General features: G+C 39.3%; 7 protein-coding genes and 4 pseudogenes. 3 read left to right on the top strand and 8 right to left on the bottom strand.

Annotation, left to right across the window (positions count from 1 at the left end):
• The 3 genes and pseudogenes from JCM19033_RS21325 to JCM19033_RS21315 all read right to left on the bottom strand — a co-directional run.
• Nucleotides 1–213, bottom strand: a pseudogene (locus tag JCM19033_RS21325) (stage V sporulation protein AD); the annotation flags it as partial.
• The gene (spoVAC, locus tag JCM19033_RS21320) at nucleotides 213–692 is read right to left on the bottom strand and encodes a stage V sporulation protein AC (protein ID WP_054637843.1); all 480 of its coding nucleotides are present in this window, start codon (nucleotides 690–692) and stop codon (nucleotides 213–215) included. The gene spoVAC and the pseudogene JCM19033_RS21325, both read right to left, overlap by 1 nt.
• Nucleotides 693–708: 16 nt before the next feature.
• The gene (locus JCM19033_RS21315) at nucleotides 709–1170 is read right to left on the bottom strand and encodes a hypothetical protein (protein WP_054637842.1); all 462 of its coding nucleotides are present in this window, start codon (nucleotides 1168–1170) and stop codon (nucleotides 709–711) included.
• A 246-nt stretch (nucleotides 1171–1416) separates the two neighbouring features.
• Between JCM19033_RS21315 and JCM19033_RS21310 the strand changes: the two are divergent.
• Nucleotides 1417–2101, top strand: a pseudogene (locus JCM19033_RS21310) (DUF421 domain-containing protein).
• Between the two features lie 202 nt (nucleotides 2102–2303).
• Here JCM19033_RS21310 and JCM19033_RS21305 read toward each other — a convergent pair.
• A pseudogene (locus JCM19033_RS21305) lies at nucleotides 2304–2509 on the bottom strand (DUF1657 domain-containing protein).
• A 415-nt stretch (nucleotides 2510–2924) separates the two neighbouring features.
• On the opposite strand from JCM19033_RS21305, the gene JCM19033_RS21300 reads away from it, so the two are divergent.
• Nucleotides 2925–3179 (top strand): hypothetical protein, encoded by a 255-nt coding sequence (locus tag JCM19033_RS21300; RefSeq protein WP_054637841.1) that lies wholly within the window; start codon nucleotides 2925–2927, stop codon nucleotides 3177–3179.
• Between the two features lie 192 nt (nucleotides 3180–3371).
• Here JCM19033_RS21300 and JCM19033_RS21295 read toward each other — a convergent pair whose 3' ends face one another.
• Nucleotides 3372–4022, bottom strand: coding sequence for a GerAB/ArcD/ProY family transporter (locus JCM19033_RS21295; protein ID WP_054637840.1), 651 nt, complete (start codon nucleotides 4020–4022; stop codon nucleotides 3372–3374).
• Nucleotides 4023–4246: 224 nt separating this feature from the next.
• Nucleotides 4247–4423: a gamma-type small acid-soluble spore protein gene (locus JCM19033_RS21290; RefSeq protein WP_054637839.1), complete on the bottom strand. Its 177-nt coding sequence runs from the start codon at nucleotides 4421–4423 to the stop codon at nucleotides 4247–4249.
• 718 nt (nucleotides 4424–5141) lie between these two features.
• Between JCM19033_RS21290 and JCM19033_RS21285 the strand changes: the two are divergent.
• Nucleotides 5142–5853, top strand: a pseudogene (locus JCM19033_RS21285) (YetF domain-containing protein).
• Between the two features lie 326 nt (nucleotides 5854–6179).
• Here JCM19033_RS21285 and cotJC read toward each other — a convergent pair.
• Complete coding sequence (gene cotJC / locus JCM19033_RS21280; protein ID WP_054637838.1) at nucleotides 6180–6749, bottom strand: spore coat protein CotJC; 570 nt, start codon at nucleotides 6747–6749, stop codon at nucleotides 6180–6182.
• Nucleotides 6750–6761: 12 nt separating this feature from the next.
• Nucleotides 6762–6911 carry a spore coat protein CotJB gene (locus JCM19033_RS21275; protein ID WP_083465642.1) on the bottom strand — a complete coding sequence of 50 codons (150 nt, stop codon included), beginning with the start codon at nucleotides 6909–6911 and terminating at the stop codon, nucleotides 6762–6764.
• Between the last annotated feature and the right edge of the window lie 16 nt (nucleotides 6912–6927).

The following is a 6927-nucleotide window of genomic DNA, read 5'->3' as shown; positions in this document are numbered from 1 at the left end:
AATCCACGCTTATCTAATGCAAATTGAAACGCTTCCTCCATAAGTACTTTTTTGAGCCTTTTCATAAGAATCCTGTTCCATCCACAAATCTTCATGAAGGGCGTCAAAGTCATTGCTTAGCGGTCCCTTTCCTTCAAATGGCCCGCCAACGACTCCTGTTGAAATGATTGCCGGTTTGTTTTCAAAAACCCATGACTGGCGGCCAGCTAACATTATAATCCCCCCCATTGTATTAAGATGGTGCGAATGAGAGCGATAAAAAAGGCAGCGACACTTCCAAACACAATTACCGATCCACCCAGTTTAAACATGTTGCCGCCGACTCCCAGGACATATCCTTCTGTTCTGTGCTCGATGGCCGCACTTGCCATGGCATTGGCAAACCCAGTAACAGGAACCGCTGTCCCGGCTCCAGCATATTGGGCAAAGCGATCGTACACACCAAATCCAGTCAACAAAATCGATAGAATGATTAACACTGCAACGGTAGGATTGCCTGCCGTCTGCTCATTAAAATCAAAAAAATGAAGAAAAAAAGTTTGAATCGCTTGTCCTACAAAGCAGATAAGGCCCCCGACCCAAAAAGCACGGATGCAGTTTTGCACGACGGGCCGTTCAGGTTCTCTTCCTTTCGCCAGTGTTTGATATTCCTGTTGGACTGGTGTAAGGTTTTTCTTTTTTTCATTTGCCACCTCTTTATCCCCCTTGTTATCCCTTCATGTACTCTTGCACTTTACCTAATCGTTTATTGATATCGCTTTTGGTAAGCTGGCGCTGGTGCACCTCTCTTTCTAGTTTCTCAAGCTCCATATAGGCTTTCTGGTCTGTGGACAAATAAATCGTCATTCCAGGCCAGCGCTTGGTGAGCTTCCTGTGACCGGCTTCTCTAATCTCTTTCAGACGTAAACGGGCACTGTGCTTCACTTGCGGTGCAATATAAAGCTCTTTTTCAAAGCTTACCGCTGTGACATCTGTCACTTCTTCCATAGCCCGAATTATAGCTTTGGCTTCCTCGGCCCTTGCCTGGAGCGGTGCCGCAGCGTTTTTAACAGGCTCTGGCGGCGACACTTCCGTATGTCCGGATATTTCAGGAGGCTGTTGGCAGCCAGCAGTCATAAAAACAAAGGAAGCGATAAGCATCAGCACACATGTTAGGTGTTTCGGTTTCATTGACCTGCACCTCCAACCTTCTACATTTCTCCTTTTAGTATGAAAAATTCAGTTCCATTTATGTATTTCTTATTTGGAGGATGTTGTAAATCAACTGATGGGCTGTTCTTTTTGGTCTGAAGAACAGCGTTTCGATTACATCTGCCACTCTGTGTCCATTCATCGATTAAATCTCTTGAGTGAATCCTGTATTTTTTGGCAAATGAGGGAAATAGTATAAAAAAACACTTTGGAAGTTGATGGAATATGAATACAAATTATGGATTTTTAACCGTTGAACTTCTCATAGGCTTCTTTGCTCTTTTAGTGGTTACAAAGCTTTTAGGTAAAACTCAAATTACCCAACTTACCCCCTTTGATTTTATTTCTGCTTTAGTTTTAGGTGAACTTGTTGGGAATGCAATTTATGATAAAGAGATTCATGTGACATACGTTCTCTATGCCATCTTTGTCTGGACGGTTCTCATTTCAACAATTGAAAAAATCACTCAGAAATTCAAAAAGGTCCAGAAATGTTTTAGAAGGGAAACCTACGATTGTAATTAGAAACGGACAATTGGATTATCAAGCGTTACAGAGCAATAAGTTAGACATAAACCAACTGCAGCACCTTCTCCGGGATAAGGATATTTTTAGCTTGAAAGATGTACAGTATGCTATTTTAGAGGCGAATGGGTCGGTTAGCGTTATGAAAGCAGATCGTGCTGCCACGCCAACAAAAGAAGATTTAAATATACCTAAAGCCTCTTCTTATCTTCCTATGAGTGTCATTCTAGATGGGGAGTGGGTGGAAGATAACCTCAAAGAAATAAACTGGACTAAGGACCAGATTTTGAATGAATTAAACAAAGCCGGCATACCTAACATCAGAAGAGTGTTATATGCTGAATGGGACGGGTCCCTGCCTTTGCACATACAAAAATATGAGTAAAAAGCTACTCGGCTTTTCGGCTGGTCTTAACATGTCCTGGCTTTCTTAGGAGTCTTTCAGAAAAGGAAATGTTTGGAGGGAAAAGTCAGACGAGAAGTCAGCGAAGGAGAAGTGAGTAATCTGTTTTATATTTTTTGTAACCGCAGACTACAAAAAACCCAGCTTTCTAGAGAAAGCCGGGCTGTATTTGGCACACTGTATTCTATTGCTGTGAATATTGAGGCTCTTCCTGTTCCACCTGCTTCATTCTCACATCCAGCTGTTGACTAGATTTTGCGTCTGCTGAGCCAGATTTTGATAGGTCTGTTTTGCTTGTTGATTTTCCGTCTGCAGGGCAAACGTTTCTAGGCTTGCCTGAGCACTTTTTAATCCTGCCAACGTCTGCTTAATTTGAGTAGCTACAGTCATTACAATCCTTCCTCCTTTGTCCAGAATCCTTGTTAGTATAAAGAAAAAGGACAGGGCCTATGTAAGGAATTATTTTCAAAAGCAGGGTGTATGGCATGGTACTACTTTGACTCTAACGTTTATAGCCAATAAGATTTGAATGATTAGATGGGGAATGTAAAGAGGGGGTAAACAGCCGATCAAGAACAAAGGGGAAATAAAGCATGATAAAATAGCAAAAAAAAAGCCCTTCTTTCGTTCAAAGAAAGGACGTTGTGAGGGAAAAGACGGTTGTTTTTATGTATTTCCCGAATTGAATTCATACCTGTTTTTAGGTTTTTCATAAGAATATAACACTCCATGTGCTTTACTCCACGGTAAGCAAGATTCTATGTTATCGTAAGGAAAAGCAAAGGGTGAAGGAGGTAGTCCAACCATGGGATGCTTGCAAAAGGATCAACCGTTTGATCAAGAAAGAAATGAAGAAAACGTCCATGAGGCACCCAACCGAGACAAAAAGGCGGAATATTTGGACTTATGTGATGTGGAAAAGAGTAGTCTAGAATTTATTGAACTTGCAAATGAAATTAGAAGAAAGGCCGTGGAGAGTCATGACGTTGAGTTGGTCAAGAAAATAGATAAAGACATAAAATTTCTCCTCTCTCTTAGGAAAGAAGAAAATGAAAAATAAAAACAAGGAAGTAATTATCCCTTGCTCTTTTTTAGTCTTTTGTAACAATATATAGTGTTTAAGGCTAATAAGACATAAAAAGGTTGGGTACCTGGGAAGTTCCATAAAAAAGAGGGTAATGTAATAAACCTTAAATAGATAATACTTAGCAGGACTAAATTATTTTCACGCTGATGAACAATGGTTTGTTTTTTACTTCTTTATGAGGTAAAAAACCAAGCAAAAAAATAAGGGAATAAAGAAATTTAAAGCAAACAAAGGAACAAAGACACCTTCAAAAACAGGAAACAAGCCTTCTGGCAATATTGGAAACATTTTTTCCACCTGAGCATTACCGATATTTAAAACAATGACACTACTTAACGCTAAGATAATGGTGGGCACGAATAAGATATTTAAAAATATGATGCCTTCGATACCTTTTGAGGCGGCATAAGCACTTATAATCAACATAACCATCACAAGAACTTCAGTAGGAGTCTGGTCAAGCAAATACATTTTTGAAGCTAAACCAAAATAGCGAAGGACCATAGCAGCCACTAACATAAAATACACGAGGAACAAAAGAACTAACGGAAAAGCTATCCATTTACTAAAAGGTCCTTTCAGCAAGTACTCAAAAACATTTTCGCGGATGAAGTGTTTTTGCAAAGTGACACAGAAATAGACTAACAGGAGAGTAATGAAACCTGCTAAGAGGACAGTCATCCATCCATCGGAAGTATCCAGACTTAAAGCCAAATCTCTTGGAAGCGTTAAAATTCCTACTCCAAAGTTGTAAGAAATAAGGACACAACCTAATTCAGATGCTTTCATTTCGTATTGATGAGGTTTTGTGCTCATTGTTTGTCACCGACTTTGTTCTATAAGGTATGTTTACATAGAATTTAAAAATATTGTTTTCCTATTCCTTCTTCTTATCTGTTGCCTTTCAAAATTCTCTCCTTTAATAAATATTTTTAGTCATCAACCTGAACCAAAATATTCAGAGAAGTCAGTAGTATTTACTATTCACCTAGGAAGAAAAAAGGAACCTCTGAATAAAGAGGTTCCTCTGTGGAAGGTAACTATTGTTGTTGGTTTTGTTGGTTTTGTTGCTTACGCTGCTGAGATTGCTGGTTTTGTCGACGAACTTCTTGAGCGTCTGTTTCACTAGCAAATTCGTTTTTAAAACCTTGACTTTGACCAGCTTGGGCATTTTGGTTCCTTCTTTGCTGAGCATTTTGTTGGTTTTGGTTATTCATTTCATTCACCTCCACAATGTCTAAGATGCCCATATAGGAAATTGCTTATACGAGAATATAAAGAGGCTAACATAGAGAAAGAGCAAAGCTTTATTTTTTCCATCTTCCCTTAAAACTATTTGAGGTGATGGACGATTCTACTACTGGGGTGCGTACTGCTGAAGTTGGAGTAACATACACCATCCTACACCTAAAAAAAACCGAAAAAATATTAAAAAAGGAAACAGGAGCCAGAGGCTCCTGAAATAGTGAGGGTCGGACCCGGGAGGTGATAGGGAAGATGGCAAATTGTTCTGTCCCTGAGTCCTCTCCTCATTGTATCCATGGTGTTCCCTGCTAATACAAAGAACCTTCTCCTTTCTTAGTCTCCTCGTGTCTATTCTGCTGTAGGCGGTCAATATAGAACGTCAAATATATGCTTACCGGTTCCAACCTCTGCTTTCAAACATAGTATTTAATGTCTCAACGAGCTTATCAATGTCTGTTGAGTTGTTCTTTGTTATAGTCTCACCACTTATTAGTCCCCCTAGAAACTTTTTTATATTCATATGTTAATTCGTTGAGGTGGTTGCTTGGTTATAGATAATAGGAAAGGTTTCACTTACTAAGCAGCTTTTCACTCAAAAAAGGTTTTGATCTTTAGGCATTCAAAATGAATAAACGCGCCGCACAGTAAAACAATATAGCTGTTAAACAATAATGTAAAAGGTGACCTCCTATGCCAGAGACCATGGAAATCATTTTTAGGACAAGTATCTCATTTTTAGCTTTTATGGTGGTTGCACGTTTTTTAGGTAAGCAAACCATCTCACAAATGACCCTGCATGATTTTATTGCTGCCATCACATTAGGCGGTATTACAGCGAACTTAGCTTTTAACATAAAAATAAGCTCTTTCTCGATTCTTCTTTCCTTACTCTTATTTGGGTTCATTGCATTTATGATGACAACACTGTCTTTAAAAAGCAGACAGGCACGTTATTGGTTGTCTGGTCATCCAACTGACCTTATGGAAAATGGGGCGATTCTGGAAGGAAACATGAAAAAAGTTAATTATACGTTGGATTCATTAAACCAGGCTTTAAGGGAAAAGGAGGTGTTTAATATAGAAGAAGTGGAGTATGCTGTTTTGGAACCTGATGGCCATTTATCCATTTTAAAGAAGCCTGCGTATCGAAATGTAACCAAACAGGACCTGCAAATCGTGGTTCACCCAAAGGAACAATTTCCTATTGAATTAATTTTGGATGGGAAAGTGATCGATAAAAATCTAAGAGAACATAACCTATCCCGCAGTTGGTTAAGGACTGAATTAGAAAAAAAACGGTGTGTTAGCTAAAAATGTATTCTACGCAGTATTGGGAACGAATGGTCAGTTATTTTTTGATCTGCGAAAAGATCAAATTAGCTCTCCGACAGACAAGGAATAGCTTCATTTTATAAGGTAGGAAGGGAATTGTGATGACAAAAAGGTTTAGGAAGGGAATCGATAATGGATTATACGATGAATATGGGTTTCTGTCGTTATGCCACTCCAACGAGAGAAGGGTTTAGCCGTCACAGGGTATATCTTACATCACGAATATATACAATTAGTTTACTGGAATAAGGCGTGCCTCCTTCCTGCAAGTCCAAAAGGGGATTGAGAGCTTGTGGAAGGGTCCAACCTTTGCTTTTCTCTATAAAATCTGTCAATGAACCCACTGAATCTCTTTTGAAAAGACATCAGGATGTATACCTAGCGATGATAAAACACTTAAAAGATTTTTTTCTTGTCCCGATCTTCTTTTAAAATTTCCACTGCTTCCTTAAACCTCTGAGAATGTACAATTTCCCGTTCTCTTAAGAATTTCAAGCTATCATTTAAATCGGGATCATCCGACATATCTATAATCCACTGATACGTCGCTCTAGCCTTTTCTTCAGCAGCAATGTCTTCATACAGATCTGCAATGGGATCTCCCTTGGCTTGGATATAAGAAGCTGTCCATGGGACGCCGGCAGCATTATGGTAAAACAGCGCTTTATCATGGTTCGCGTAATGGTCACCAATCCCTGCCTCTTTTAATTGTTCTGGGGTAGCGTCTTTGGTCAATTTATAGATCATGGTGGCAATCATTTCAAGGTGAGCAAACTCTTCCGTTCCAATATCTGTTAAGAGACCAACTACTTTATCTGGTATGGTGTATCTTTGGTTTAAGTATCGAAGGGCAGCTGCCAATTCTCCATCTGCACCGCCATATTGTTCGATTAAAAATTTAGCGAGAGTAGGATTACATTGACTGACTTTCACAGGGTACTGTAATTTCTTCTCATAAATCCACATGTTGATCCTCCTTTAGACTTGCCATGGCCAGGGCGTGTCATTCCAATTCCAATAACGGGGATTGCTCAAACTGTTGCCATACTGCTGAAGTGGACCATAGATTCGTTCTACCTTATCCTTTACTTCTTCTCGGTAGCAAGCAAATTGGTTAAACTGCTCAATGGCATCTGTGTCAAAA

The organism is Thalassobacillus sp. C254 (assembly GCF_001310615.1).
This window is presented reverse-complemented; position numbering and strand designations above follow the sequence as displayed.